Raw genomic sequence first — 1039 nt, 5'->3', positions numbered from 1 at the left:
CCTATAAAAATTAAAGATAATCCAAAAATAATTAAATGCAAACTTTTTTCTTTTTTCATTTTATTTTCCTTTTTAAAACAATTTTATTTTAAATAATAATATATTAAAACTTATAATAATCTTTCTGAATATATAATATTATATAATATTATATAATATAAGTTTTGATTTTTAAAGATAGCATTGATAAAATTATTTTTTCATTTTAGCTCCTTCTTATTTTATCTTTTAAATTTTCTTGATATTCATTTTTTTCATTTTTTAGAGCGAAATGTTTTCTTTTTTCTAGTTCATTTTTAACTTCTTTTATTACTATTGTGTCAAATTTTTCAAAGTTTTTATAATAACAAGCTTCTTCCAAAGCTTGAAAGTATTCTTCTTTTGAAGAATACTTAATATTGATAGGTGGATAATTATTTTTAACAAGCTCATAATTCATTAAAAGCCTTGACATTCTTCCATTACCATCAATAAATGGGTGTATTCTAACAAAGTCAATATGTATTCTTGAAGCTCTAATAATAGGGTGTAAATTTTGTGCTTCATTCTCATACCAATTTAAAAAGTTTTTCATTTCAAAATCAATACTCAAATAATCAGGTGGAATATGTTTTGCACCGCTAATCACTACATTAGCCTTTCTATATACTCCAGCATTCTTTATATCAATTGTTTGTAAAATAATTTGATGTAAAGATTTAATATCAAATTCATTTAAAATTGTATTAGCATTTGCAAGTTCTAACATAAAATCAATAGCATGTGAATGGTTTATGGTTTCTAAGTGTTCTTTTACACTTTTTCCTGCAATAGTCATACCTTCAAGCACTGCTTTTGTTTCAAATAAGGTAAGTGTATTCCCTTCGATTGCATTAGAATCATTTGTATATCTTAATTTAAAATCTTCTTCTAGTGATTTTTTAGTTTCAAAAGCTAGTTTGTGTTCTTTCAAAAAATCTTTTAGAATATCAATTTCCTTTAGAACATCTTTTAAATTCATTTTCTTTTCCTATTTTTTATAATGATAGAATATTTTTTT

Annotated in this window: 1 protein-coding gene; it reads right to left on the bottom strand. The window is 22.5% G+C overall.

Features of this window, described 5'->3' with window-relative positions; all coding sequences use genetic code 11:
• Nucleotides 1-205: 205 nt before the first annotated feature.
• The gene (locus tag AJ887_RS07590) at nt 206-1000 is read right to left on the bottom strand and encodes a Fic family protein (protein WP_070274242.1); all 795 of its coding nucleotides are present in this window, start codon (nt 998-1000) and stop codon (nt 206-208) included.
• Nucleotides 1001-1039: the final 39 nt, after the last annotated feature.

Origin of the sequence: Campylobacter sp. BCW_6466, assembly GCF_001762835.1 — a bacterium.
Classification (GTDB): Bacteria; Campylobacterota; Campylobacteria; order Campylobacterales; family Campylobacteraceae; genus Campylobacter_D; species Campylobacter_D jejuni.
This window is presented reverse-complemented; position numbering and strand designations above follow the sequence as displayed.

Excerpts from the sequence above, each read along its gene's own strand:
- AJ887_RS07590 (WP_070274242.1), bottom strand. The coding sequence starts at position 1,000 with ATGAATTTAAAAGATGTTCTAAAGGAAATTGATATTCTAAAAGATTTT.